This window comes from Streptomyces candidus (assembly GCF_014207445.1).
GTDB classification, from domain to species: domain Bacteria; phylum Actinomycetota; class Actinomycetes; order Streptomycetales; family Streptomycetaceae; genus Streptomyces; species Streptomyces candidus.
Map to the genome: position 1 here is coordinate 433,386 of NZ_JACHEM010000001.1, position 23,365 is coordinate 456,750.

At 73.2% G+C, this 23,365-nt stretch carries 26 protein-coding genes and 5 pseudogenes; 16 read left to right on the top strand and 15 right to left on the bottom strand.

Going from position 1 to position 23,365, the window contains the following annotated elements:
- Window positions 1–45 precede the first annotated feature (45 nt).
- Window positions 46–389: pseudogene (locus tag HNQ79_RS33420) on the top strand (LLM class F420-dependent oxidoreductase); the annotation flags it as partial.
- Between the two features lie 18 nt (window positions 390–407).
- On the opposite strand, the gene HNQ79_RS01850 reads toward HNQ79_RS33420, so the two are convergent.
- Window positions 408–1,199: a maleylpyruvate isomerase family mycothiol-dependent enzyme gene (locus HNQ79_RS01850; protein WP_185026062.1), complete on the bottom strand. Its 792-nt coding sequence runs from the start codon at window positions 1,197–1,199 to the stop codon at window positions 408–410.
- A gap of 143 nt (window positions 1,200–1,342) precedes the next feature.
- A pseudogene (locus HNQ79_RS01855) lies at window positions 1,343–1,927 on the bottom strand (hypothetical protein); the annotation flags it as partial.
- A 161-nt stretch (window positions 1,928–2,088) separates the two neighbouring features.
- Between HNQ79_RS01855 and HNQ79_RS01860 the strand changes: the two are divergent.
- Window positions 2,089–2,379, top strand: coding sequence for a hypothetical protein (locus HNQ79_RS01860; protein WP_185026064.1), 291 nt, complete (start codon window positions 2,089–2,091; stop codon window positions 2,377–2,379).
- Window positions 2,380–2,400: 21 nt separating this feature from the next.
- On the opposite strand, the gene HNQ79_RS01865 is transcribed toward HNQ79_RS01860, so the two are convergent.
- The 3 genes from HNQ79_RS01865 to HNQ79_RS01875 all read right to left on the bottom strand — a co-directional run bounded on the left by HNQ79_RS01865 (window position 2,401) and on the right by HNQ79_RS01875 (window position 5,684).
- Window positions 2,401–3,498 (bottom strand): prenyltransferase/squalene oxidase repeat-containing protein, encoded by a 1,098-nt coding sequence (locus HNQ79_RS01865; protein WP_185026066.1) that lies wholly within the window; start codon window positions 3,496–3,498, stop codon window positions 2,401–2,403.
- The gene (locus HNQ79_RS01870; protein ID WP_185026068.1) at window positions 3,495–4,283 is read right to left on the bottom strand and encodes a class I SAM-dependent methyltransferase; all 789 of its coding nucleotides are present in this window, start codon (window positions 4,281–4,283) and stop codon (window positions 3,495–3,497) included. Before HNQ79_RS01870 ends, HNQ79_RS01865 begins: the two co-directional genes overlap by 4 nt.
- Before the next feature lie 69 nt (window positions 4,284–4,352).
- Window positions 4,353–5,684: a glycosyltransferase family 4 protein gene (locus tag HNQ79_RS01875; RefSeq protein WP_185026070.1), complete on the bottom strand. Its 1,332-nt coding sequence runs from the start codon at window positions 5,682–5,684 to the stop codon at window positions 4,353–4,355.
- A 258-nt stretch (window positions 5,685–5,942) separates the two neighbouring features.
- On the opposite strand from HNQ79_RS01875, the gene HNQ79_RS01880 reads away from it, so the two are divergent.
- On the top strand, window positions 5,943–6,578 hold the full coding sequence (locus HNQ79_RS01880) for a TetR family transcriptional regulator (RefSeq protein ID WP_185026563.1): 636 nt from the start codon (window positions 5,943–5,945) through the stop codon (window positions 6,576–6,578).
- A 98-nt stretch (window positions 6,579–6,676) separates the two neighbouring features.
- Here the strand turns inward: HNQ79_RS01880 and HNQ79_RS01885 are convergent, their stop codons facing one another.
- Window positions 6,677–7,012, bottom strand: a complete 336-nt coding sequence (locus tag HNQ79_RS01885; RefSeq protein WP_185026072.1) for a hypothetical protein — start codon at window positions 7,010–7,012, stop codon at window positions 6,677–6,679.
- 143 nt (window positions 7,013–7,155) lie between these two features.
- On the opposite strand from HNQ79_RS01885, the gene HNQ79_RS01890 reads away from it, so the two are divergent.
- Window positions 7,156–7,920: a GntR family transcriptional regulator gene (locus HNQ79_RS01890; protein WP_185026074.1), complete on the top strand. Its 765-nt coding sequence runs from the start codon at window positions 7,156–7,158 to the stop codon at window positions 7,918–7,920.
- A 148-nt stretch (window positions 7,921–8,068) separates the two neighbouring features.
- Window positions 8,069–8,245, top strand: coding sequence for a hypothetical protein (locus HNQ79_RS01895; protein ID WP_185026076.1), 177 nt, complete (start codon window positions 8,069–8,071; stop codon window positions 8,243–8,245).
- Here the strand turns inward: HNQ79_RS01895 and HNQ79_RS01900 are convergent.
- The 4 genes and pseudogenes from HNQ79_RS01900 to HNQ79_RS01910 all read right to left on the bottom strand — a co-directional run bounded on the left by HNQ79_RS01900 (window position 8,215) and on the right by HNQ79_RS01910 (window position 10,099).
- On the bottom strand, window positions 8,215–8,571 hold the full coding sequence (locus HNQ79_RS01900; protein ID WP_185026078.1) for a DUF6247 family protein: 357 nt from the start codon (window positions 8,569–8,571) through the stop codon (window positions 8,215–8,217). The two genes, HNQ79_RS01895 and HNQ79_RS01900, sit on opposite strands and share 31 nt — an antisense overlap.
- A 146-nt stretch (window positions 8,572–8,717) precedes the next feature.
- On the bottom strand, window positions 8,718–8,945 hold the full coding sequence (locus HNQ79_RS34720; RefSeq protein WP_376699965.1) for an aldehyde dehydrogenase family protein: 228 nt from the start codon (window positions 8,943–8,945) through the stop codon (window positions 8,718–8,720).
- A pseudogene (locus tag HNQ79_RS34725) lies at window positions 8,928–9,221 on the bottom strand (aldehyde dehydrogenase family protein); the annotation flags it as partial. The pseudogene HNQ79_RS34725 and the gene HNQ79_RS34720, both read right to left, overlap by 18 nt.
- Window positions 9,222–9,304: 83 nt before the next feature.
- Window positions 9,305–10,099, bottom strand: coding sequence for a hypothetical protein (locus tag HNQ79_RS01910; RefSeq protein WP_185026083.1), 795 nt, complete (start codon window positions 10,097–10,099; stop codon window positions 9,305–9,307).
- 263 nt (window positions 10,100–10,362) lie between these two features.
- Here HNQ79_RS01910 and HNQ79_RS01915 point away from each other — a divergent pair.
- From HNQ79_RS01915 to HNQ79_RS01945, 7 genes and pseudogenes are all read left to right on the top strand, one after another.
- Window positions 10,363–10,482, top strand: a pseudogene (locus HNQ79_RS01915) (MBL fold metallo-hydrolase); the annotation flags it as partial.
- Between the two features lie 96 nt (window positions 10,483–10,578).
- On the top strand, window positions 10,579–11,841 hold the full coding sequence (locus HNQ79_RS01920) for an SCO2321 family membrane protein (RefSeq protein ID WP_373312444.1): 1,263 nt from the start codon (window positions 10,579–10,581) through the stop codon (window positions 11,839–11,841).
- On the top strand, window positions 11,838–12,551 hold the full coding sequence (locus HNQ79_RS01925; protein ID WP_185026087.1) for an SCO2322 family protein: 714 nt from the start codon (window positions 11,838–11,840) through the stop codon (window positions 12,549–12,551). Before HNQ79_RS01920 ends, HNQ79_RS01925 begins: the two co-directional genes overlap by 4 nt.
- Window positions 12,552–12,583: 32 nt before the next feature.
- Window positions 12,584–13,705 carry an energy-coupling factor transporter transmembrane component T gene (locus HNQ79_RS01930; protein WP_229923146.1) on the top strand — a complete coding sequence of 374 codons (1,122 nt, stop codon included), beginning with the start codon at window positions 12,584–12,586 and terminating at the stop codon, window positions 13,703–13,705.
- A 1-nt stretch (window position 13,706) separates the two neighbouring features.
- Window positions 13,707–15,323 (top strand): ABC transporter ATP-binding protein, encoded by a 1,617-nt coding sequence (locus tag HNQ79_RS01935; RefSeq protein WP_185026089.1) that lies wholly within the window; start codon window positions 13,707–13,709, stop codon window positions 15,321–15,323.
- On the top strand, window positions 15,320–16,243 hold the full coding sequence (locus HNQ79_RS01940; RefSeq protein ID WP_185026091.1) for an ECF transporter S component: 924 nt from the start codon (window positions 15,320–15,322) through the stop codon (window positions 16,241–16,243). The genes HNQ79_RS01935 and HNQ79_RS01940 overlap by 4 nt, the downstream gene beginning before the upstream one ends.
- Before the next feature lie 360 nt (window positions 16,244–16,603).
- A complete protein-coding gene (locus HNQ79_RS01945) occupies window positions 16,604–17,005 on the top strand; it encodes an aggregation-promoting factor C-terminal-like domain-containing protein (protein ID WP_185026093.1) in 402 nt (133 codons plus the stop codon).
- 98 nt (window positions 17,006–17,103) lie between these two features.
- On the opposite strand, the gene HNQ79_RS01950 is transcribed toward HNQ79_RS01945, so the two are convergent.
- On the bottom strand, window positions 17,104–17,397 hold the full coding sequence (locus HNQ79_RS01950; protein ID WP_373312418.1) for a DUF2087 domain-containing protein: 294 nt from the start codon (window positions 17,395–17,397) through the stop codon (window positions 17,104–17,106).
- Between the two features lie 148 nt (window positions 17,398–17,545).
- Here HNQ79_RS01950 and HNQ79_RS01955 point away from each other — a divergent pair, with 148 nt between their 5' ends.
- Entirely contained in the window at window positions 17,546–17,881 is a 336-nt protein-coding gene (locus HNQ79_RS01955) for an antibiotic biosynthesis monooxygenase family protein (RefSeq protein ID WP_185026098.1), read from the top strand.
- A gap of 6 nt (window positions 17,882–17,887) precedes the next feature.
- On the opposite strand, the gene HNQ79_RS01960 is transcribed toward HNQ79_RS01955, so the two are convergent.
- Both HNQ79_RS01960 and HNQ79_RS01965 read right to left on the bottom strand, forming a co-directional pair.
- Window positions 17,888–18,553, bottom strand: coding sequence for a hypothetical protein (locus HNQ79_RS01960; RefSeq protein WP_185026099.1), 666 nt, complete (start codon window positions 18,551–18,553; stop codon window positions 17,888–17,890).
- A 1-nt stretch (window position 18,554) separates the two neighbouring features.
- Window positions 18,555–19,217, bottom strand: a complete 663-nt coding sequence (locus tag HNQ79_RS01965; protein WP_185026101.1) for a hypothetical protein — start codon at window positions 19,215–19,217, stop codon at window positions 18,555–18,557.
- Between the two features lie 128 nt (window positions 19,218–19,345).
- Between HNQ79_RS01965 and HNQ79_RS01970 the strand changes: the two genes are divergently transcribed.
- From HNQ79_RS01970 to HNQ79_RS01980, 3 genes are all read left to right on the top strand, one after another.
- Window positions 19,346–19,849 (top strand): GNAT family N-acetyltransferase, encoded by a 504-nt coding sequence (locus tag HNQ79_RS01970; protein WP_185026104.1) that lies wholly within the window; start codon window positions 19,346–19,348, stop codon window positions 19,847–19,849.
- An 81-nt stretch (window positions 19,850–19,930) separates the two neighbouring features.
- Window positions 19,931–21,136: a peptidoglycan-binding domain-containing protein gene (locus tag HNQ79_RS01975; RefSeq protein WP_185026106.1), complete on the top strand. Its 1,206-nt coding sequence runs from the start codon at window positions 19,931–19,933 to the stop codon at window positions 21,134–21,136.
- Between the two features lie 180 nt (window positions 21,137–21,316).
- Window positions 21,317–21,991, top strand: a complete 675-nt coding sequence (locus HNQ79_RS01980; RefSeq protein ID WP_185026108.1) for an HAD-IA family hydrolase — start codon at window positions 21,317–21,319, stop codon at window positions 21,989–21,991.
- Window positions 21,992–22,091: 100 nt separating this feature from the next.
- Here the strand turns inward: HNQ79_RS01980 and HNQ79_RS01985 are convergent, their stop codons facing one another.
- Window positions 22,092–22,673 (bottom strand): TMEM165/GDT1 family protein, encoded by a 582-nt coding sequence (locus tag HNQ79_RS01985; RefSeq protein WP_185026110.1) that lies wholly within the window; start codon window positions 22,671–22,673, stop codon window positions 22,092–22,094.
- 285 nt (window positions 22,674–22,958) lie between these two features.
- Window positions 22,959–23,161: pseudogene (locus HNQ79_RS33425) on the bottom strand (ABC transporter permease); the annotation flags it as partial.
- Between the last annotated feature and the right edge of the window lie 204 nt (window positions 23,162–23,365).

A 23,365-nucleotide genomic window follows, 5' to 3' on the forward strand; every position in this document is an offset into this window, starting at 1 on the left:
GACTGGCGCTCGGGTACGGAGGCGCGGCACCGGCGCCGTACGCCGGCACACGTCTGCGACGATGTCGCCGAGGGGCTGCTGGCGGTGAAGGCGATGCTCGGCTTTCGCATCGGCGGCATGGGGCACGCGGCGAGGAACTTCCACGCGGATCTGATGGCGCGCATGGGGTACGGGGCCCGGGCCCGCCGCATCCAGGAACTGTTCCTGGCCGGGCGGCGCGAGGAGGCGGTGGCGGCCGTGCCGGACGCCTTCGCCGACGAGATCTCGCTCGTCGGACCGTTCGCCCGGAGCGCGGAGAGGCCGGAGCTGTGGCGGGCGGGCCCGGTGACGGACCTGCTGGTCACCTCACCGACCCGCACACCTTCAGGGAGCTGGCCGAACTCAACTCCTGGGCCGACGTGCGGCGGTCAGTCCCAGGCGAGGTGGGCGAGCCACTCGTCGAGCAGCGCGCGGTCGCCCAGCACCTCGGTCCTCCCGGCGTCCGGGGCCCGGCGGCGGTAGGACACCTGCAGGAGGTCGGCCAGCGGGCCGCGCAGGGCGACGGCCGCCTTCTCGTGGCCGCGCCGCCACTGGACCGAGTCGCCGGTGAGGTCGACGACCCACTCGGCGTCCACTCCGGGCGGGGCGTCGGTGGCGTGCAGGTGGAGAGTGCGGCCCTCGCCGAGGAGCCCCGCCGGACCCGGCCCCCCCTCGAAGGTCTGCGGCAGTGTGCTGAGCCACATCCACTCGTCGATCGCGTCGGCCGCGATCTCGGGGTCCACCTCGAAGGGGACCTTCGCGGCCAGCGCGGCGTCCGCGCGGTGCACCACGGTCTCGTGGGTCATCCGGCGCGCCCAGAACTCGACGGGGTTGCCGGGGGCCCACGCCCACACCTGTGCGTTGGGCCCGGCCTCGCGCAGCGCACCGGCGCACAGTTCGGCGCCCTCGGCGAACCAGGCGTCCAGGGCGGCCGGGTCGTTCGAGTCGGGGCCGTCGCCGTCCGTCACGTCGTCCGGCGGGAACATCCGCGCGGAGCGGGTCCGCACGGTGTCGTACGCCCAGCGGTGCGCGCCGCCGGTGTGCAGGACGAGCTGGTGAAGGGTCCAGTCGGGGCAGGAGGGGACCCGGGCGGTCAGGTCGGCGCCCGATACCACCGCCCGCATGAGGGCGGTCTCCTCGATGATCCGGTCGCAGTGCCGTGCGAAGCCGAGCAGAGTCATGGCCGCACCCTAAGCGGGCCGTCGTGCCCGTGACCAGCTCAATTCTCCGACGGGGCGCTTCCGTTGGGCCGGGCCTCGTGCTGCCGGGACGGCTGCTGCGCCGGCACCCGGGCGAAGAGGTCCGCGGGTGCGCCCCCCTTCGCCATCTCGCCCGCCGACGGCACCTTCTCCGTGACCTCCGCGCCGGCGTCCTTGCCCGCGTCCTTGACGCCGCCGATGACGTTCTCGAACATGCCGATGTCGGCGACGCCCGCCGTGCCCGCGGCCAGTTTGGTGCCGAGGCCCTTCAGCGACTCGATGCCTTCGGACAGCGGGGCGACCGCCTTGGAGAGCAGCGGGTCGCCCTTGGCGTTGTCGCGCGCCGCCTTCAGCCTGTTGTAGGTGAAGCCCCCGGCGAGGCCCGCCTTGACGAGGGCGAACTTCCGCCCGTCCGCGCCCTTCTGGAACTTGCCCGCCCGGTAGGGCTTCACGATCCACTGGTAGGCGGCACCGGCGGCCAGCGACGCGTTGGCGACGAAGCGGGTCTTGGCGAGCCGCTGCGTCTCGACCTCACCGGTGGGCGACGGCGTGCCGGCGGACGTCGGGGTGGTGACGGACGTCGGGGTGGTGGTCGCGTTCGCCGCCCGGCCCGTGTCCTTGTCGTTGCACGCCACGAGGGGCACCAGCAGCGCGCACGTCAGTGGCACCGCGACGAGCGCGCGGCGGGCGGGGGTGGGGGTACGGGGCACAGCGGGCCTCCCGGGGCCTGGCGACGGCGGCGGCGACGTCCGCGGCGTGCGTGACGCGGGCGGCGACGGCGTTTCCGGCAGCGTCACCCGCTGCCCCCGCCGCCACCACCAGGACAGGGCCATCCGGGTTTGACGCCCGTCAAATCGGCAACATGTTCGGCATGTCCACACGAACCCGCACCGGAAATCCCGCGGCCACCCTGATCGCCGTCGTCGCAGACATCGCCGCCCTGATCCTGGGCCTGTGGATCCTCTTCTACCTGTTCGACGCCAACCAGGGCAACGCCCTGGTCGACTTCGTCAAGGAAGCCGCCCGTTTCCTGGCCGGCTGGTCCCACGACCTGTTCACCTTCGACAAGCAGTGGGTGAACGTGGTCTGCGGCTACGGGCTGCCCGCCGTGGTCTACCTGATCGTGGGGCACGCCATCGCCGGCGCCGTCCGCCGCCGCTGACGGGGCCCCGCAGGGGAAGCGTCAGCAGCAGTCCGGGTCCAGGCCCAGCGGCAGCCGTTCGCCGCTGAAGACCGCGCAGGTGGCCTCCTCGCCGCCGAGCGCGGCCACCGCCAGGAGCAGCGAGCCGGCCGTCCAGGTGGTGAGTTCGCGCGGCCAGACCGCCTCGTCGTCGAAGACGTAGCCCGTCCAGTACATGCCGCTGCCGTCGTCGGCGCGCAGGTGCTGGACGGACTGAAGGATCTCCAATGCCCGGTCGGACTCCCCCGTCATCCACAGCGCCAGGGCGAGTTCACAGCTCTCGCCGCCGGTCACCCAGGGGTTGGGCAGCACGCAGCGCACGCCGAGGCCGGGCACCACGAAGGCGTCCCAGTGCGCCTCGATGCGCTCCTTCGCCTCGGCTCCGGTGACCGCGCCGGCGAGGACGGGGTAGTACCAGTCCATCGAGTAGCGGGACTTGTCCAGGAAGCGCTCGGGATGCCGCTGGATGGCGTGCCGCAGGGCGCCGACCGCCAGCTCCCAGTCGGGCTGCGGCTCCTCGCGCCGCTCGGCGATGGCCAGGGCGCAGCGAAGCGCCTGGTGGATGGACGAACTTCCGGTCAGCAGGGCGTCGTTGACGGGCGTGCCGTCCTTTTCGCGCTTCCAGCCGATCTGCCCGCCCGGCTGCTGGAGTGCGAGTACGAACTCCACGGCCGCGTACACGGCGGGCCACATCCGGTCGATGAACGCGTCGTCGCCGGTGGCGAGGTAGTGGTGCCAGACGCCGACCGCGATGTACGCGCAGAAGTTGCTCTCGCGCGCGAGGTCGGTGGGGCGGGTGTGGTCGCCGTCGTCGTAGGCCGCGTACCAGGAGCCGTCCGGGTTCTGGTGCCTGACCAGCCACTCGTACGCGCGGGCCGCCGCCTCGTGCTCACCGGCGGCGTCCAGCGCCATGGCGGCCTCGGTGTGATCCCACGGGTCCAGGTGGTGGCCGCGGAACCATGGGATCGCGCCGTCCTCGCGCTGCCCGGCGAGGATGCCCGCGACGGTCTCGGCCGCCTGACCCTCCGTCAGGACACCGGGGAGGACGAGGTGTTCGAGGTAGCCGGGGCCGGGCCCCGGGCCTGCGCCGAGGCTCGTCACTTGGTCTCCGTCGCAGTCGCGCCGGTGGCGGCGGAGTCCGCGGCGACGGGTGGGCCGGCGGCCTCGGCGGGCAGGTGCGGCTTGGTGGCGTACGCGACGAAGCTCTTGCCGACGACCGGGTTCAGCGCCTGCTCGGCGAGCCGGGTGAGCAGCGGCTTCTTCATGATGTCCCAGACGAGGAGCTTGTGGTACGCCTTCACCGGCAGCGCCTTGTCGTTGTCGACGCCGAACGCGCACTTGAGCCACCAGTACGGGGAGTGCAGGGCGTGCGCGTGGTGCGTGCCGTACGGCTTCAGGCCCGCCTCGCGCATCCTGGCGAGCAGCTCGTCCGCCTTGTAGATGCGGATGTGGCCGCCCTCGACCTCGTGGTACGCGTCGGACAGCGCCCAGCACACCTTTTCGGGGCCGTAGCGGGGCACGGTCACCGCGATCCGGCCGCCGGGCCTGAGGACGCGCACCATCTCGGCGAGCACGCCCTTGTCGTCGGGGATGTGCTCCATGACCTCGGAGATGATCACGACGTCGAACGACGCGTCCGGGAAGGGCAGGTTGAGCGCGTCGCCCTCCATGGCCGTCGCGGTGGCCCCCTCGGGCGCCTCACCGGCCTCCTTCATCGCCGCGAACCACTTGGCGACCTCGCGGATCTCCTCGGCGTTTTGGTCGAGGGCCACCACCTGGGCGCCGCGCCGGAAGCACTCGAAGGCGTGCCGTCCTGCGCCGCAGCCCAGGTCGAGGACGCGGTCGCCCGGGGCGAGCGGGAAGCGGGAGAAGTCCACGGTCAGCACGGGGGCTCAGCTTTCATCCGGCGGTGGGGGTCGAACAGGTGGTTCGGTGGCTCAAGCGCGGCTGGGCGGCTAGGACTTGAGAGCCGCGGCCTTCGGTTCGGCCTGCGTGGCGAGGGCCTCGCGGTAGCGCTCGGCGGTGCCGATCGCGGCCTGCTGCCAGGTGAACTTCCCCAGCACGCGGGCCCGCCCGGCCGCTCCCAGCCGTCTGCGCAGGTCGCGGTCGCCCAGGAGGCGCGCGAGCTGCCCGGCGAGGGCGTCGGCGTCGCCCGGCGGTACGGCCAGGCAGGTCTCCCCGTCCGGTCCCGCGACCTCGGGGATGGCTCCGCCGGTGGTGGCGACGAGCGGTGTGCCGGTGGCCATGGCCTCGGCGGCGGGCAGCGAGAAGCCCTCGTACAGCGACGGCACGCAGGCGACCTCCGCGCCGCGTACGAGGTCCACGAGTTCGGCGTCGGTGATGCCCTTGACGAACTCGACGGCGTGCGCGAGCCCGTACCGCTCGATGGCGTGTGCGACGGGCCCGTCCTCGGCGCGCTTGCCGACGACCACGAGGTGCGCGTCGGGCCGCTCGGAGCGCAGTTTGGCGAGCGCTTCGACGAGGTGGACCAGGCCCTTCAGCGGCACGTCGGCGCTGGAAGTGGTGACGATGCGGCCCGGGACCTCGGGCACGGAGGCGTCGGGCGACCACAGACCGGTGTCCGCGCCGATGTGCACGACGTGCACCCGGTCGGCCCGCACCCCCAGGTGCTCCACGATCTCCGCCTGCGACGACCCGGACACGGTCAGCACCGACGGCAGACGACGGGCGACGCGCCTCTGCATGCGGGTGAAGCCGTACCAGCGGCGCACGGAGACCCTCCGCAGCCGGGTCGCGGCGGCGTCGAGGTCGAGTTGCCGGTCGACGGTGATCGGGTGGTGGATGGTCGTCACCAGCGGTGCGCCGAGATCGCCGAGGAGGCCGTAGCCGAGCGTCTGGTTGTCGTGCACGACGTCGAACTCGCCGCGCCTGGCGGCCAGATGGCGCTTGGCCCGCAGCGAGAAGGTGAGCGGCTCGGGGAAGCCGCCGGTGCGCATGGTCGCGAACTCGACGGCGTCGATCCAGTCGCGGTACTCGGCGAGCCGCGGCGTGCGAAAGGGGTCGGGGCTGCGGTACAGGTCGAGGCTCGGCAGCTCGGTGAGCGGGACGCCCTCGTCGAGCACCGGGTACGGCTGGGCCCCCAGCACCTCCACGCGGTGCCCGAGCCGGGCCAGCTCCCGGGAGAGGTGACGGACGTAGACGCCCTGGCCGCCGCAGAACGGGTTCCCCTTGTACGTCAGGAGCGCGATGCGCAACGGACGGTCGCCGGCGCTCGCGGCGGCGGCGTCCCCCGCGCGGGGGCCCGCCTGTACGGCCTCAGCGGTCACTCTCGGCCCCCTTCTTGACGCACTTCCGCCGGAGCGTAGCCGCTGGCGCTAATCTAGAACAAGTTACAGAGTTGATCGAACGCAGAGCCTTGAATCTACCGGCAGTAAGCGGCGGCGTAAGGTCCGGATCAGGTGATTCGCGCCACGGCGGCACGGACCGCCCCGATCCGGCACGGCCGCTTCGACCGACTGCCGGACGGACACGGCACGGGCACGGCCCGGCAGGGACACGGCACGGACACGGGGGCACGGGGTCAGATGAAAGCGGAAGCCGGAACGGTCGGTGGCGGCGGAACCGCCACCCCTCCCCTGACGGAGCGTCAGGAAGCGCGTCGGCGCCGCATCCTGCACGCCAGCGCACAGCTCGCGAGCCGGGGCGGTTTCGACGCGGTGCAGATGCGGGAGGTCGCCGAGGAGGCGGGGGTCGCCCTGGGCACCCTGTACCGCTACTTCCCGTCCAAGGTGCACCTGCTGGTCGCCACCATGCAGGACCAGCTCAGCCACCTCCACACCACCCTGCGCAAGCGCCCCCCGGCCGCCACGGGCTCCGCCGAGCGCGTCGCGGAAACCCTCATGCGCGCCTTCCGCGCCCTCCAGCGCGAACCCCACCTCGCCGACGCCATGGTCCGCGCCCTCACCTTCGCCGACCGCTCCGTCAGCCCCGAGGTGGACACGGTCTCCCGGCAGACCACGGCGATCATCCTGGACGCGATGGGCCTGAACGCCCCCGACGACCGGCCGACCCCCGAGCAGCTCTCCGCCGTGCGGGTGATCGAGCACACGTGGCACTCGGCGCTGATCACGTGGCTGTCGGGGCGGGCATCGATCGCCCAGGTCAAGATCGACATCGAGACGGTGTGCAGGCTGATCGACCTGACGTCGACGGAGGAGTGAGGAAGTCCGGTTCATCGGACGTCCCACCTCCGCCGGAACGCAGTCACCCGGCCCCCCCTGGTCCAGACGAACCGGCGACATGCCGACGCGCCCTCCGCTCACAGGGGCACATGGGGATCGCCTTCACCCTCGCCGCCCGTACTGGCATCGAGCCGTCGCCCCCTGCTCTCGGCCACTCGCAGCACGTCCGACAGACACTCGGCCAGGCGTGTGGCCGTGAACCGCAGTGCGTCAGGCGGTACGGACGTGCCGCCCATCAATTCGCGCGCATGACCCAACACCTCGCTCCCGGTGTCGAGTTGCAGCGCCTCCATCCGGTCCGCGAGCCGGGCGAGGTAGCCGGCGCCGTCGGTACTGAGGTAACAGGGATGCCCGTCGGGGGTGACCCAGGGAAGCAGACGGAGGGCGTACCGCGAGGAATCGGGACGATCCATGGGGGGTCCTTCCAAGCCAAGTTCTCTAGACAGGTAAAGTGCACACCTTCCGCTCTAGAGATGTCAATCGAACACAGCAGTCTTATGGGGCCCCTGCGTACGCGGGGATCTAGGGTGTCCCGCAAAGGATTGGGAGGAGTGCTTTGGGATCGGGGCACGGCGCAGCCGGAAAGCTCAAGTACCAGCGGATCGCGGAGGAACTGCGCTCCGCCATCGAGGCAGGCGAGTACGAGCCCGGGGACCGCTTGCCGGGCGAGAACGACCTGATGACGCTGCACGGCGTAGCCAGAATGACCGTGCGCCAGGCCCTGTCGGTACTGCGCAGCGAGGGCATCGTCGAGGCACGCAAAGGCGCAGGCGTCTTCGTGCGCGCCTTCCGGCCGCTGCGGCGGCGAGGCATCCAACGGCTGGCTTCGGAACGCTGGGCCGCAGGCCGGTCAGTGTGGTCGGCGGACGTGGACGATCGCCGGGAACTGGTGGTCGACGGCGTGCAGGTCACCCAGGAGGAGGCCCATGAGCGCATCGCCACGGTGCTCGGCGTCGAACCGGGCGCTCCGGTCTGGGCACGCCGCCGCCGCTACCTCCTCGACGGCAAACCCGTGATGAGCGCGGCCTCGCACTTCCCGGCCGGTCTGGTGGCGGGTACAGCGGTCCTGCTGCCCGACCCCGGCCCCGGCGGGGTGTACGCCCGGCTCGCCGAGGCCGGACACGCACCCGCGCACTTCCGCGAGGAGCTCCGCACCCGGATGCCGTCGGCAGGGGAGGCAGACGAACTCCGGCTCCCGAGCGGCACCCCCGTGATCCTCATCACCCGTACCGCGTTCACCGCCGACGGCACCGTGGTCGAGGTCAACGACATGGTGCTGGACGCGGCCTCGTACATCCTGGAGTACGAGTTCGACGCGTAGGGCAGGCCGGGCGGGCAGTCAGCCGAGCCGGTTGATCCGGATCACGTACACCCGCTTGCGGTGCTCGGTGCTCGACCTTCTGGCACCAGAGGAGCAGCCGGTCCGTGCCGATCGTGCGCAGCTTCATCGGGTTCTGCTCGTCGTAGTCGTGGCCGGCTTCCATGCGCAGCGAGGCCAGGTCGAGGAGGCCCTGCACGATCCGGTCGACCTCGGCGCGTCCGGCGGCGGGCAGGCCTGCGGCCACGTTCTCGTCGAGGAATTCCGAGCACCAGACGTCTTCGTCCGGCTCGCCGCTCACCAGGAGACGTCCTGCTCGGCGAGGTGAAGGATGCGGGCGATCTCCAGCCGAGCCGCGTTCGCTGCCTCGTCACCCGACGCCGGGTCCGTGCTGATGCGTTCGGCTTCGCGCAGCGCGGCAGCACGCCCGGGGTGCCGTTCAACGGCGACGAAGGTGGCCCACTTGAGCAGGAAGTTCCGCATCCAGCCGATGGAACCGGTCTGTACCGCCTGGTCGAAGGCCTCGCCCAGCTCCCGGTCGAACTGGGTGAGGTTCAGCGGCCTTGGGTGACGTACCGCCTCGCGCAGCGCTTCCCGGGTCGCGGCGGGCATGGGGATCAGCGGGCCATCGGTTCCGACGGGCTGCGTGGACATACCTGGGCTCCTGGGCGTCACTGGGGAGGATCGTTCACGCGCGAAACGTGACGCTCGCGCGTGAACGACAGGCCTTGAGGGCAGGCGGGAACTCGGAGTGGCAACGCTCGGGTCCACTCGTAGCGCCGCGTATCTGATCGCAATCGTCAGCGCGTTCCCACTTGGATCATCCTGTGCTCCAGGAACTCGCCGTAGCCCTCGGGACCGAACTCGCGGCACAGTCCGGAGTTCTCGTAGCCACCGGACGGGCCCATCATGTCCATGCTGAAGGTGTGGACAGAGTACGTGCCGGTGCCTGCCTGGCGGACGAGATCGACGCCGCGTTCCGTGTCCGCCGTCCAGACGCTGCCGCTCAGGCCGTACTCGGAGGTGATGACGCGGGCGAGTTCCTCGTGCCGGGCGGCGATGGCGTCCTTGATGCGGGTGACGACGGCGATCCGCTCGTCCAGCGAGGTCCGGGGCCGGGGCCCGTCGTCGAAGGCGCGGCGGGCGGCGGCCACCGCACGGTCGACGTCCGCCTCGTTCGCGTGCGGGACCCGGCCGATGACCTGCTCGGTGTGCGGGGAGACGACCTCGTTGGACGCGGTCCCCAGAGGATCGGACAAGGTGCCGCCCACGTACAGCTGTCGGTGCTCCACAAGCTCGGTCATGGCTGTCGCCTCTCGCAAGTCCGTTTGCGCGCCCGCGAGCTGACTTGGCGTCAGCCGGTACGCACCCCGGACTGATACCAGTTCTAGTGGGTACGGGGAAGGGCCCCGGCTCGGTCGCGGAGGAGGAACGGGGCTAGGGCGAGGAGGAGACAGAGACCGCCGAGGGAGAGGAAGTCGAGGTTCACGGCCATCAGCACCGCACCGAGGACCATCGCACCGACCGTGAGCACTCGGGTGCGTGCGGGGGCGGCGGCCAGGCCGGTCAGGGCGATCAGACCGAGGAAGAACAGCGGGGGAACGATGCCGTAGACGACGGGCTCGACCCCGGGCACCGACTTGACCTGCTGGAAGATCTCGACCATGGCGGGCCTGTCGTTGGCCATGAGCCCGGCGACCAGGTCGATCGCGGCCTGCGCCGCGGTGGCGAGCAGGCCCAGGAGCCCGACGACGAGGGCGACGACGGCCGGGACGCGCCTCCTGGCGGGAGCGGCCCGGTACAGGTGCAGCATCACCGGGACGAAGAGCAGCACGCCGGCCAGCATGGCGAGATGACCGGCGGTCCAGCCCGCGCTCGGCACTCCGCGCTCACTGAGGAGCCGGATGGCGCCGTACGCGACGAGTGCGAGGGGGCCCGCGACGAGAGCGGTACGGGTGAGGCGACTGGGGACGGCGGGGAGAGCGGGCGGGAGCGGCGGGGCGGGGGCCGGGGGCGAGGCCCGGGGGAGGGAGGCCGTGCGCGTCGCGTACGCGTCCGTCGCGTTGCCCGTGCTGGCCCTTTCGCGCCTCGTACGGACCTTGCCCGTGCCGGCCGGCGCATTCTCCGTGCGGGCGTTGTCCGTCTCGGCCGTCTCGTTCCTCGTGCTCTGCGGGTATGTCATGTCCCGACCTTGTCCGTGCACCGGCATCCGGCCCATCGGGGAAAGCCACGGCCCGCCCCCCACCACGCCCCTGAGTTTCCTCGGGGTCGGAGGACTGCTCGTCCCCGACGTCCACTGGAACCCGTTCTAGTTATAGTGGCCGGAAGGCAAGTCCCGTACCAAGACGCACAGTTGGGGGAGCCATGACACAGCCGTCCGGTACGGGTCCCGCCCCGGGCGGCTCGCCCGGGGTGATCGACCACGGCGGCGTCCGGAGCATCGACCCGTACGCCTCGCGGAACGTCGCCGTCTCCGGGGCGGAGACTCATCTGCGCCGCCTGGTGAGGCTCGGCCACGCGGAGGCGGTGCCGGGCGGCGACCCCGTCACGTACATCGCCGTGTGAGCGGCGACGGCGTGCCCGGTGGCACGCATCGGGGCCGGTGGGCGGCCCGGCGGCGGGCGGGCCCGCCCCGGTACCGGTCGGTAGAATGCGGGCATGATCACCCTCCGTCGCAGCGCCGCAGCGCTCGCCGTCACCGTCGCGCTCGGCGCGGTGGCCGCCCCGGGCGCCTCCGCCGCACCGAGTCCCACGCCCGTCGCGATCCCGTCCGGGCTGTACGGGAAGGGCGACCCCTCGTTCGACGGAGTCTTCCGGCAGTCGCTGGCGCTGCTCGCGCAGGACCAGGTCGGGGTCGAGCCCGCCGCGAAGGCCGTGGACTGGCTGACGGGGCAGCAGTGCGACAACGGCGCCTTCCCCGCCTTCCGGCCCGACCCGGGCACTCCGTGCGACGCCAAGACGCAGCTCGACACCAACATGACGGCCGCCGCCGTGCAGGCGCTGAAGGCGCTGGGCGGGCAGGACGCCGCCGTGACGAAGGCCGTCGGCTGGCTGAAGTCCGTACAGAACGCGGACGGCGGATGGCCGTCCTGGCCGGGGTCTCCGAGCGACGCCAACTCCACGTCGATCGTGATCGGCGCCCTGCAGGCGGCCGGTGAGAAGCCCGCGGACGTGAAGGGCAAGGACGGGAAGTCGCCGCTCCAGGCGCTGCTGGGGTTCCAGGCCGACTGCGACGGCAAGCCCGAGAACCAGGGTGCCTTCGGCTTCCAGCCCGACAAGGACGGAAAGCTCGCGCCGAACGCGGACGCGACCGCCGCCGTGGTGACCGCCGCCGCCGGGCGCGGCGGATTCGTCATCGACGTGCCCAGGGGGAAGGACCGGCCCATCGAGGCCGCGCCGGGCTGCAAGGAGGGCATCGCCGACCCGCGGACCGCCGCGTCGGCCGGCTCCGCCTACCTCGCCCGGACGATGGACGAGAACGGCGGCTTCCTCAAGGCGCCCCCGATGCCCGGCTCCGACGCCACCGACAAGCCCGACGTCGGCAACACCGCCGACGCCGTGGTCGCCCTCGCCGCCGACGGGCACAAGGACGCCGCCCGGAAGTCCGCCGACTGGCTGACCAAGAACTCCGCCCCGTGGGCGAAGGCGAGCGGTCCCGCCGCGTACGCGCAGCTGATCTTCGCCGCGCACGCCACCGGCATGGACCCCTCCTCCTTCGGCGGCACGGACCTCGTCAAGGAGCTGAACGCGACGGGGCCCGCCCCTGAGAAGGCCGCCGACGGCGCGGAGAAGAAGGACGACGCGGAGAAGAAGACGGACGGCGGTTCGTCCACGGCCTGGTGGGTCATCGGTGCGGCGTTCGTGGCCAGCGTGGGCGCGGGCCTCCTGATCAGCATGCGCAACAAGAAGAACAAGCAGCTGTGACAGCGACCCGCCGGGCGGGCTCCGCGGCGCTGCCGGCGACGGTGGCGGGCGTGCTGCTCTGCCTCCTCGGTCCGGCCGCCCCGGCGGCGCACGCGGACGGCGGCTACCGGTACTGGTCGTTCTGGGAGCGTGACGCGGCGGGCCGGACGTGGACGTACGCCACCCAGGGCGCGGCGACCACGACCCCGGCCGACGGAGCCGTCCAGGGGTTCCGGTTCGCGGTGAGCCAGAACTCGCAGGACGCTGCCAAGCCCCGCGGGAACGCCGACTTCGAGACCGTGTGCGCGAAGACGCCGGCGAAGGACAAGGCCAAGCGCGTCGCCCTCCTACTCGACTTCGGCACGCCCCAGGACGCTCCGGAGGGCGACACTCCGCCCCCGGCCCGTTCCGTGTGTGCGCAGGCCGGAGCGGATGCCACGACCGCGGAGTTGCTGGCGCGGGTCGCCCGGCCACTGCGGTACGACAGCTCGGCGCTGCTGTGCGCCATCGCCGGATACCCGAGGACGGGGTGCGCGGACCAGGTGTCGGGGAGCGGGGACTCCGCCGGTGTCTCGCCGGGCGCGACGGCCCCGACGGCCGCCGCCACTCCTTCCGTTTCCGCGTCCGACCAGGAGGGCGGGGGGCCGTCCGCCGGGGTGCTCGTCGGTCTCGCCGCCGTGCTCGCCCTGGGTGCGGCCGCCGTGTGGCAGTCGCGCCGCCGCCGGGGATGAGCGGACGCGGCCCGAAACTTCCGGGTGCCTTCATGCTGCGCGCCCCCGCCGCCGGGCGCAGCAACGCGCTGCACGCCGGGGCGTGGTGGCTGTGGGCGCTGGGGCTGGCCACCGCCGCGTCGCGGACCACCAACCCGCTGCTGCTCGGGCTGCTGGTGGGGGTGGCGGGCTATGTGGTCGCCGCCCGCCGCACCGACGCCCCGTGGGCACGGTCGTACGGGGCGTTCGTCAAGCTCGGCCTGATGGTGCTGGTGATCCGGCTGGTGTTCTCGGTCTTCCTGGGTTCGCCCATCCCGGGGCAGCACGTGCTGTTCACCCTGCCCGAGGTGCCGCTTCCGGACTGGGCGAAGGGGGTGCGCCTCGGCGGCAGGGTGACCGCCGAGCAGCTGGTCTTCGCCCTGTACGACGGGCTGAAGCTGGCCACCCTGCTGATCTGTGTGGGCGCGGCCAACGCGCTCGCCAACCCGGCCCGCCTCCTGAAGTCGCTGCCCGGCGCCCTGTACGAGGCGGGGGTGGCGGTTGTCGTGGCGATGACCTTCGCGCCGAACATGGTGTCCGACGTCGTACGGCTGCGCACCGCGCGGCGGTTGCGCGGGCGGCCGACCGGCGGGGTGCGGGCGCTGCTCCAGATCGGGCTGCCGGTCCTGGAAGGCGCGCTGGAGCGGTCGGTGGCGCTGGCCGCGTCGATGGACGCGCGCGGGTACGGGCGGACCGCCCGCGTCCCGCCCGCCGTACGGCACGTGACGACCGCCCTGACCCTGGGCGGTCTGCTGGGCGTCTGCGCCGGCACGTACGGTCTGCTCGCGGCCGAGGGCGCCGGGTACGGGCTGTGGGTGCTGCTGATCGGGCTGGCCGCCGCGATGGGCGGGCTGCGGCTCGGCGGGCTGCGCAGTGTGCGCACCCGCTACCGCCCGGACCGGTGGGGCGCGCGGGCCTGGCTGGTCGCCGGGTCCGGGGCGGCCGTGGCGGGGCTGATGATCTGGGCGGCTTCCCGGGACCCGGCCGCTCTGCATCCGGGGGTGCTGCCGCTGGTGGTGCCGGAGTTCCCGGTGTGGCCCGCGTTGTCCGTGCTGATCGGGCTGCTGCCTGCGTTCGTCGCCCCCGTACCCGCCCCGCCCTCCGCTCCTCCCAGCTCCTCCCCCCAGGGAACGTGAAGTGATCCGGTTCGAGAACGTGTCCGTCCGGTACGAGGGCGCCGGTGCGCCGGCCCTCCAGGACGTCGACCTGACCGTCCCCGAAGGCGAGCTGGTGCTGCTCGTCGGCCCCTCCGGCGTGGGCAAGTCCACGCTCCTGGGGACGGTGTCCGGGCTCGTCCCGCACTTCACCGGGGGCGTGCTGAGCGGCCGGGTCAGCGTCGACGGCCGCGACACCCGCACCCACAAGCCGCGCGAGCTGGCGGACGTGGTCGGCACCGTCGGCCAGGACCCGCTGTCCCACTTCGTCACCGACACCGTCGAGGACGAGCTGGCGTACGGCATGGAGTCGCTGGGCGTGGCCCCCGACGTGATGCGGCGGCGCGTCGAGGAGACCCTCGATCTGCTGGGCCTCGCCGATCTCCGCGACCGCCCGATCGCCACCCTGTCGGGCGGCCAGCAGCAGCGCGTCGCCATCGGGTCCGTGCTCACCCCGCATCCCAGGGTCCTCGTCCTGGACGAACCGACGTCCGCCCTGGACCCGGCCGCCGCCGAGGAGGTCCTGGCGGTGCTGCAACGGCTGGTGCACGACCTGGGCACGACCGTGCTGATGGCCGAACACCGTCTGGAGCGGGTCGTGCAGTACGCCGACCAGGTCCTCCTCCTGCCCGGCCCCGGCCTCGCCCCGGTCCTGGGCGAACCCGCCGAGGTGATGGCCCTCTCGCCCGTGCATCCGCCCGTGGTGGGCCTCGGCCGGCTGGCCGGGTGGTCGCCGCTGCCCCTGTCGGTACGGGACGCCCGCCGCCGGGCGTCCGCGCTGCGGGCCGAGCTGGCCGGCCGTACCCCCGCGGCCGTCGCCCCGCCGCCCGCCGCGCCCGCCGTCGCCGAGACGGACGCGCTGTCGCTGCGCCGGGGCAGGATCGAAGCCCTGCGCCGGGTGTCCCTGACCGTGCGCCCCGGCGAGACCGTGGCCCTGATGGGCCGCAACGGGGCGGGGAAGTCCACCCTGCTGAACGCCCTCGTCGGCCTGCACGCCCCCTCCTCGGGGCGGGTCCTGGTCGGCGGGAAGGCTCCCTCCAGGACGCCGCCGCGCGAGATGGTGCGCCGCGTGGGTCTCATCCCGCAGGAGCCGCGCGACCTGCTGTACGCGGACACCGTCGCCGCCGAGTGCGCGGCGGCCGACCACGACGCGGGCGCCGCACCGGGGACCTGCCGTGCCCTGGTGAGCGCCCTGCTCCCGGACGTGCCGGACGAGACGCACCCCCGCGACCTGTCCGAGGGGCAGCGCCTGGCGCTCGCGCTCGCCCTCGTACTGACCGGCCGGCCCCCTCTGCTGCTGCTCGACGAGCCGACGCGCGGCCTGGACTACGCGGCGAAGTCCCGCCTGATCGGCATCCTGCGTGATCTCGCGGCCGACGGAACCGCCCTCGTCCTGGCCACCCACGACGTGGAGCTGGCCGCCGAGCTGGCGCACCGGGTGGTGATCCTCGCGGACGGCGAGGTCGTCGCGGACGGCCCGACCGCCGACGTGGTCGTCTCCTCGCCGTCCTTCGCGCCGCAGGTCTCGAAGGTGCTCGCCCCGCAGCAGTGGCTGACCGTGGCCCAGGTGCGGAAAGCGCTGGAGGACGTACGCCCGTGAACCAGGACCGGCCCCTTCCCGCCCCCGCCCCGGCGCCGCCCCGGCGCTCCCCCGCGCGCGCTCCCCGGGCGCCTCGTGCGCCGCGCCCCGTCCGGCTCGGGCCGCGGTCCGTCGCCGCGCTCGCCCTGGTGAGTGCCGTCGGGGTGATGGCCTTCGGGTGGCCGCTGCTCGCCGACTCCGCCGCCGGGCTCGCCCACTCCCGGGACGCGCCGTGGCTGTTCGCCGCCCTGCTGCCGCTGCTCGTCGCGGTGGTGGTGGCGACGATCGCCGACGCGGGGCTCGACGCGAAGGCCGTCGCGATGCTGGGGGTGCTCGCCGCGGTCGGCGCGGCGCTGCGGCCACTCGGGGCGGGGACGGCCGGCCTGGAGCCGATGTTCTTCCTGATGGTGCTGAGCGGGCGGGTGCTGGGGCCCGGCTTCGGCTTCGTCCTGGGATCGGTCACGATCTTCGCCTCCGCTCTGCTCACCGGCGGGGTCGGGCCGTGGATGCCGTTCCAGATGCTGGCCATGGGCTGGTTCACGATGGGCGCGGGACTGCTGCCGGGCTGGCAGCGGCTGCGCGGCCGGGCCGAGCTGGTGCTGCTGGCTGTGTACGGGGCCGCTGCGTCGTTCTTCTACGGCACGGTCATGAACCTCCAGGGCTGGACGTACCTCGCCGGGCTCTCCACGGGTGTGTCCTTCGTTCCGGGCGACCCGGTGCACGAGAACCTGGTGCGCTTCCTCGCGTACTGCCTGGCCACCTCGGTCGGCTGGGACCTGGGCCGCGCCGTGCTGACCGTCGTGCTGACCCTGACCGTCGGCCCCGCCCTGCTGAAGGCGCTGCGCCGGGCAACCCGCCGGGCGGCGTTCGCGGCGCCGGTCGCCTTCGAGGACGTGCGGGCGGACGCGCCGGACGCCCCCGGGGCTCCCCAGGAGCGGTAGCCGCAGGCCCCGCGGGCAGTCACCGGGCGGTTCCGTTCCGTACCGGGCGGGGTCCCGTGGCGGTGAGTCGGGTCATAGGACCTTGGTCCTCCACTAAGCAGGGCCGTAGCCGTGGGCGCTCGTCACCCGCCCCCTCCGCACCCGTTCCGGCCTGCGCATTCCCCGCACGCCCGAAGCGGTCCTTTATGCCCGATTCGCTGTCTCCACTAGTACGAGGGGTGTTTGCGGGGGGCGCGGCCGGGCTGCTCCACTGAGTGAGTCGCAAGGCGCCGGACGGCTTCCGCTTTCCGCCGTGGCGCTTCTCCCCGGCTTCTCCGGGTCCGATGCGGCAGTCACTGTCTCCGACGTTGGGTTTCCTTCGTGTCCTTCGCTGTCCTGAACCGCTTCTCCGCTCGTCAGAAGTCCGCCGTGGTCGGCGCCACCGCCCTGCTGGGCGCGGCGGGCGCGGTCCTCGGTACGTCCACCCCCGCGGCAGCCGCCTCGGCGCAGGACACGGCCAAGCGGATGATGCCCGCGGCCCAGTACCAGTGCTTCAGCAAGATCGTGTCGCACGAGTCCGGCTGGAACCACCGCGCCACCAACGCCTCCTCCGGCGCGTACGGCCTGGTCCAGGCGCTCCCCGCGTCGAAGATGGCCTCGGCCGGCTCGGACTGGAAGGAAAACCCGGCGACCCAGATCGAGTGGGGACTGGACTACATGAACTCGCGCTACGGCAGCCCGTGCGGTGCGTGGGACTTCTGGCAGACCCACCGCTGGTACTGAGCCCCGCCACCGGCGCCGGGCCCCGCCGTCGCGCGGTGAGCCGTGCCGCGGGGTCCCTCGCACGGTTCCCCGGGGGCCCCTCGCGCAGCCCCCGGGACTCAGCGCACGCGGTGGTAGCTGCTGCCGTCCTTCGTACGCGCCAGGAAGCCGCCCTCGACGAGATGGCGGCGCAGCGCCGAGCAGTCCTCGTGCACGGTCCTGATCGTGTCGTTGACCTCGCGCTCGGTGTAGGGGCGGCCCTCCGTGAAGAGTGTCCGCGTCAGGTGCGCGAGCAGCTCCTCCCGCCGTCCCGGCTTGCGCGGCACGGAGGTGAGCCGTCCGTCCCTGAAGAACGCCTCTACGCCCCGACCCGCCACGACCTGCTCCGCCCTGCTCTGTCCCGCTGCGAACACGAGCCTCTGTTCTAGCCGCCGGACACCCCGGCCGCCAACCATTAACGGCACCCCGGGCACAGCGGCCCCGGCCCCGCACCGCCCCTGCCCTGTCGTGCCCGGAGCCCGCCGGGGAGGGCTGCCGGGCCCGTACGGCAGGATGGAACGCATGAGCATCGTGAAGATCAACGCCCTGACCGTGCCGGACGAGCAGCGGGAGGTCCTGGAGAAGCGGTTCGCTTCCCGGGCCGGGGCCGTGGAGAGTTCCGACGGATTCGAGTGGTTCGAGCTGCTGCGCCCCGTCGAGGGCACCGACCAGTACCTCGTCTACACGCGATGGAGGGACGAGGCCTCCTTCCAGGCGTGGATGGAGGGCCCGATGAAGGCCGCCCACCAGCAGGGTGCGGGCAGCACAGAAGGCGGCGGGCGTCCCGCACCCGCCGCCTCCGGCTCCACCGTGTGGTCGTTCGAGGTGGTCCAGCAGGCCGCCCCGAAGACGGCCTGAGCACTCCTACATCTGCAGCAGGCGCTCCGTCACCTCGCGGTACTTGCGCAGGGCGACCCGCAGGTCCTCCGTCTCCGCCTCCCGGTCCTTGGACTCCCAGGCGCCGCGGAGCGAACGGCGGTGCTCGGCAAGGGTTTCCGCGATGTGGCGGGTGGCCTCCTCCAGTACGTGGTCGGCCTCCTCGACCGCGCGCCGGGGCTCGTCGACGAACTGATTGACGGCCTGCTGCAGGCGCAGGCCCAGCTTGTCGCGCTCGCCGTGCGGCAGGAGCTGGGCGCCGCCGCCCGGCCCGGCGGTACCGGAGCCCGCGTCCCGGCCGCTGGCCCGGCCGCCGACCGGGACGGTGCCGGTGTCCGAGCCCCGGCCGACGCCGTGTTCGGCGTCGAGGCTGCGGGCTGCCGCGGGATCGCGCGGGTCCGGGCCGCTGCCGTCCAGGTCGCGTCCGGAGTTCCCGGCATGCCCGCCCGACGGCCTGCGCAGTGGGCCCACCTCGTCGGAGGCGCCCGCGCCGCTCACCCCGTATTCCTGTGCGCTGCGCCTCTGCTCGGCCTGTACGGGGTCGTGCAGGGCGTCCGGGTCCGCCTGGGCGCCGCGTTCGGAGGGCGCGGCGGCGCGTGAGGCGCCCGCGTCCCCGAGACGGCCGTCGTTGCTTTCGTGACCTTCGCGTGCCATGTCAGACTCCACTCCCCTTGGCGTGCCGCCCCATCAGGCGCGGCCGGTTCGAGCCGTGCTTCTCCCCGTGCTGTCCGTCCGCGTGCCGCTCGCCGTCGTGGGCGTGCTTTCCGTGGCCCGTTCCGTGCCCGGCGCCGTGCTCGGTGACCAGTTCCTCGAAGAGCGCGCGGGCCTCGACGACGGCCTCCCGCATCTCCTCGGTGCCGCCCTCGCCGCGCGCCGCGCGCCGGACCCTGCGGAAGCCCTCGACGTGACCGGCGTGGTGCACGGACAGCGCGTCCAGCTGCTCGCCCTCGCTCTCCGGGTAGCCCCGGTCGACGGCGACGCGGGACAGCAGCCGGTCGGCGTCCGCGACCGCCTTCTGCGGCGAGTCGACGAACTGCTCCTGCACGCCCGCCCATTGGGCGACGTACGTCTCGTGGCGCTCCCGCGGCAGCTCGCGCGGCCGGAAGTCGCCGTGCCGCTTCACCCGTTCCGCCAGCTCGTGCTCGGCGGCCTTGGTGTCGCCGCCGTGCCGTTCCAGTACCCGTTCGTATTCGGGGCCGAACCGCCGCTTCAGGCTCGTGCCGCCCACGCGGCCCCGTCCGGGACCGAGGAAGACGACGGCCGCTGCGACGGCGATCACGACCACCACGATCAACACAATGATCAGGACTGTGGACATGTTCTGCCTTTCCGGTACTTGGTCCGGTGCGCGAGGCCCGGTACGTCATGCCCGACAAGGGCCTCTCGCCCCTCGGGTAGCCCGTAAAGAGATGGCCAAACGGTCCCCGCACCCTGTACAGAGGCGACATGACCTGGATCATCGCCGCCGAACGGCCCGACACCCCCGACGCGACCACCCTGCGCCGCGACTACTACGGCGAGGTCGCCGGCCGCTACTGGCACCGCCCGGCCACCGAACGGGAGATCGACGAGGGGCTGACCGACGACGGCACCGGCCTGCTCGTTCCGCCGACCGGCGCGTTCTTCGTCGGGCGGTACGAGGGCAAGCCGTCCGGCTGCGCGGGACTGGTCCTGTTGAACGGCGAACTCGCCGAGCTGACAAGGGTGTTCGTGCGCCCGGAGGCACGCGGCACGGGTGGCGGCGGGCTGCTGCTGGCGGCGGTCGAGGCGGCGGCACGGGCGTACGGCGTTCGGCGTATCCAACTCGACACCCGCAACGACCTGGTGGAGGCGCGGGGCCTGTACGTCAAGCACGGCTACCGCGAGGCCCCCGCGCACAACGCGAAGCAGTACGCCGAGCACTGGTACGTCAAGGATCTCGGCCCTGTCGGAGCTCCCGTCGGAAGCTGACGCCCCGCTTCCTCCCCCTGCCCGTCGGGCCTCCTCCACCGGGTCTGCATAATCGCTGGCAGTTTCGAGGGAGGGGACGCCATGGAAAACGGACACTCATGTCCGGCATGCGGTACCGAGCGAGCGGCACCGGACGGAGACAGACCGGGCCCCGGCGGCCCCGTATGCGAGTGCGCCCGCCGCGCCGCAGACGCACACCACGCCGGGCGTACGGCGGACCTGGCCGACGCGGAGGACTTCAATCCCCTCCGCATCCGCCCCTACGTCAACCTGGCCCACCCGGAGGAGGAGCCGCCACCGCGGGACGCCGCGGGCCCGGGAGCCCCGCCGGGCGACGCCGGGCGCGGCGCCCCGCACGGCCGGGCGGCCCCGCACGACTCCGCGGCCCGCGCCCCGGCAGCCGAGGCGTCCGAGGCCGCGCACACGATGCCGTTGCACGCCGTTCCCGCGGGTACGGGCCCGTACTCCCCGGGACACGAAGCGGGCACGAACCCCGCCGGGGAGCCGAGCGCCCCCCTCGACGAAGCAGGCACCGGCGCGGGCCGCGGTCCGTACGCCCCGGGTCCCGGCCCGTACGCCCCGCAGACCTCCGGCGCCTCGGACGGTTCCGGCACGTACACCCGCGCCGCCGGCCCCGGCACGGACACCTCCGGCGGCGGATCCGGCACCCGCTCCCGGCGCGGCACCCGTACCGTCCTCCTCATCGCCGCGGCGGCCGTGGTCGTCACGGCCGGGGCCGCCTTCGCCGCAGGGGTCTTCGACAGCGGCCCGGACGGCACCCGGGCCCTTCCCGCGGCCTCATCCAGTTCCGCTGCGACGCCGGTCGCCGAGGCCGCCGCCGTGCCGTCCCCGACGGGGACCGTCTCCCCCTCCGCGACCGCGACCGTCGCCCCGACGCGCAGCGCCCTGCCGACGCCGACCAGGGCGTCCCGTACCGCGACTCCGACACCGACACCGACAGTGCCGCTGTCCGCGCCCCCCACGAAGCCCCCGTCGCGTGCCCCCAGCACTCCGCCGCCTGCCGCGTCGCCACCTGCGAAGCCCCCGGAGGACGCGGCGGCACCCGCTTCCCTGGCGAGGGGCGCCCGGGGTCCCGAGGTGCGGGAACTCCAGGACCGGCTCTCCCAGCTGTGGCTCTACTTCGGCCCGGTGAACGGCCGCTACGACTCGGACGTGGAGGACGCGGTGGCGGACTTCCAGCGCTACCAGAACGTCGACGGCGACCGCGAGGGCGTCTACGGCCCCGCCACCCGCAACGCCCTGGAGGCCAGGACCGAGGAGCCGTAGCGGTGCTTTCCGGGGGCCGGGGTGGCGCGAGTCCGCCATCTTTTGTATCGTGCAAGAACAAAGTGGTTCCGTCCGCGTACCCTGACCGGTGGACGGAACCGCTTGTTTTCTTTTCCGCGCCGAGCGCCCGCGCCCCGCGCGGGCACCGCGCGCCCGCCCCGAGCGCTCTGGAGTCCGTACATGACGGCCACCCCCGCCCAGCCCACCGTTCTGCCCTTCAAGGCACTCCTCCTGGACATGGACGGCACGCTCGTCAACTCCGACGCGGTGGTCGAGCGCTGCTGGCGCGAGTGGGCGCTCGACCACGGCCTGGACCCGGACGAGGCGCTCAAGGTCGTCCACGGCCGGCAGGGTTACGCGACGATGGCGGTTCTCCTCCCGGACCGCCCGATGGAGCAGAACCACGCCGACAACAAGGTCATGCTGGCCAAGGAGACCGCCGACACCGAAGGCGTCGTCCCGGTCCCCGGCGCGCCCGAGTTCATGGCGGCCCTGGACCGGCTGCCGCACGCCCTGGTCACCTCGGCCGACGAGAAGCTGGCACAGGCCCGGATGAGCGCCGCCGCGCTGCCGATGCCCCGTACCCGGGTCACCGCGGAGCTGGTCTCCGCGAGCAAGCCGGACCCGGAGGGCTTCCTCAAGGGCGCGGCCGAGCTGGGCTTCGGCGCGTCGGACTGCATCGTCCTCGAGGACTCGGGGGCGGGCATCGCGGCGGGCCGGGCGGCGGGCATGCGGGTGCTGGGCGTCGGCCCGCGCGCGGGTGCCCACGACCCGACGGTGCTCGTGCGGGACCTGACGCAGGTCCGCGTCGTGACCGCGGAGGACGGCACGACGGCCCTGCACGTCACGGCCTGAGGCACGGCTCTCGCCAGGCGCCTGGCGTACGCACGAAGGGGGCGGCCCGCGGTTCTCACCGCGGGCCGCCCCCTTCGTGCGTACGGGACGCCGCCCGGCGTCAGCCGGAGATCGCCTCGTACAGGCTGAAGGCCGCCAGTGCCAGCATCAGGCAGGCGGCCACCTTGGTGATCAGCCGCAGCGGCACCCGCTTCATCAGCGCCTGTCCGCCCACGATGCCGAGCCCCGCCACCGCCCACAGCGCGAGGACCGCGCCGATGCCGACGGAGACCGGGTTCTCGTAGCGGGCGGCCAGCGTGGCCGTCATGATCTGCGTGAGGTCACCGAACTCGGCGACCAGGATGAGCATGAACCCCGCTCCGGAGACCTTCCAGAAGGACTGGTCCTGCGGCGGCTTGATCTCTTCCTCGCCGTCGTCCTTCTTGAACAGGAGCACCATGGCTCCCGCCAGGAACAGCAGGCCCACCACGGTCTGCACGATCCACTGGGGCAGCAGGGTCAGGACGCTGCCCGCCGCGATGGCGATGCAGACGTGCACGAGGAAGGCGGCGGCGACGCCCGCGAAGACGTAGCTCGCGCGGTAGCGGGTGCCGAGCATCAGCCCGGCGAGGGCGGTCTTGTCGGGGAGTTCGGCCAGGAACACGGTCCCGAAGGTGATGGCCATGACGGTGAAGCTGAACACGGGCGGTGGCTTCCTCAATCGGTCGGGCTGTCCGCACCGAGAGACCTGCCTGTTTCCGGGGTCGCTTCGGCACGGCAGCGTCGTCGAATACAACAAACACTGCGGCCGAAGGTCTCGCTGGCCGACGCGCTGACACGGTGGTGTCGGCGCGGGCCTCCGGGCGCCGGCCGAGCAAGCTCAGCAGTATGTCGACGGTCCGGCGAAGAGCTACTCCCCTTCTGCGCGCTCCAGGGTACGGGACGTCCCGGCCGGTGCGGCCATCGCGCCCCGCCGGGCGTCTGCGGCTCAGTCCCGGTGCACCCGCCCCCGCGCCACCGGCTCCAGCACCGCCGCCACGGCCACTGCCTGTACGGCGAGCAGCGCCACCAGCACGAACAGCTGGACCGCCCCCCCTGCACCGGTGACGCGCCGCCCAGCAGCATCCCCACGAACGCCCCCGGCAGCGTGACCGGGCCCACCGTCCGGGTGCCGTCCCCGGACAGCCGGGCGCAGGCGACGACGGTGACCGCGAGGGCGAGCAGCACGGCGAGCACGGCGGTCAGGGTGGTGTTGCCGGACAGCAGGCCGGCAGCTGCGGCGGCGGCGGTCACCGCCCCACTTCAGGCAGCCCGGCCTCCTGTCTCCTGTCTCCGCTCCCCCGCCTCGTGTCCCAACTCCCGCTCGTGCGCGCCTCGTGGCGATTCGGCGGGATC